Here is a 1,124-nt window from a genome sequence, read left to right on the forward strand (position 1 = left end):
ACCTTCGGGCGCGACGAAGTCCTGGGCACTGTCGAAGGCCGGCGCGGGCAGGGCACGGCGGTCGAGCTTGCCGTTGGGCGTCAGCGGCAGCGTGTCGAGCACGACGAAGGCCGCCGGCACCATGTAGTCGGGCAGTTCCGCGGCCAGCGCGGTGCGCAACGTGGCGCCATCGGTCGTCGCCCCTGCAGCGGGCACCACATACGCGACCAGGCGAGCACCGGACGGTCCCTCGGCGGCGATCACCGCCGCGTTGCCGACACCGGGCTGCGCCAGGATGCGCGCCTCGATCTCGCCCGGCTCGATGCGGAAGCCACGGATCTTCAGTTGCTGGTCGATGCGGCCCAGGTATTCCAACTCACCGTCGGGCAGCCAGCGCGCCAGGTCGCCGGTCCGGTAAAGCCGCGCGCCATCACCGGCAAACGGATCCGGAACGAAACGCTCGGCGGTCATGCCGCCCTTGTTCAGGTAGCCCCGCGCCAGGCCCTCGCCACCGATGTAAAGCTCGCCGGCCACGCCCGGCGGCACCAGGTTCAGTTCGGCATCGAGCAGGTAGCAGCGGCGCGCGCCGACTGGGCGCCCGATCGGCGCATAGGTGCCGGCAAACTCGGCTTCAGGCGCGTCGGCACGCACCTTCCACACCATTGGCGTGACCACGGTCTCGGTTGGGCCATAGCCGTTGATAAAGGTCTGTGGTGCCAGCGCGCGGCGTGCCTGGGCAAACGCGGCGCGCGGCATGGCCTCGCCGCCGAACGAGTAAAGCGCCACCGGCGGACGCTGGCCGCTCTGTTCGCAATGCTCGGCCAGCTGGCGCAGGTAGGCCGGCGGGAAGCCGGCGTTGGTGACGCCGTGGCGGGTCATGGCCGCGGCGGTCTGCTCCGGTGTCCACAACGCATCGTCGCGCAGCAGCAGCGAGCCGCCGCAGGCCAACGCGCACAGCCAGCGCTCGTGGGCGCCGTCGAAGGCGAACGAGAGGAAATGCAGTTCGCGCGAATGGGGGCCCATCTCGTAGGCGTCGATGGTCGCGGCCACGTGCATGGCGAGCGGGCCGTGCGCGACGCAGACACCCTTGGGCCGGCCGGTCGAGCCCGAGGTGTAGATCACGTAGGCGAGCTGGCCGGGGTGGA

At 70.9% G+C, this 1,124-nt stretch carries 1 protein-coding gene; it reads right to left on the bottom strand.

Annotation, left to right across the window (positions count from 1 at the left end):
* Positions 1 to 1,124, bottom strand: a 1,124-nt coding sequence (locus MKD38_RS30650; RefSeq protein ID WP_252682433.1) for an AMP-binding protein, incomplete at both ends; no start/stop codon positions are given.

This window comes from Cupriavidus sp. WGlv3 (assembly GCF_023952475.1).
In the GTDB taxonomy this organism is placed as follows: Bacteria; Pseudomonadota; Gammaproteobacteria; order Burkholderiales; family Burkholderiaceae; genus Cupriavidus; species Cupriavidus phytorum.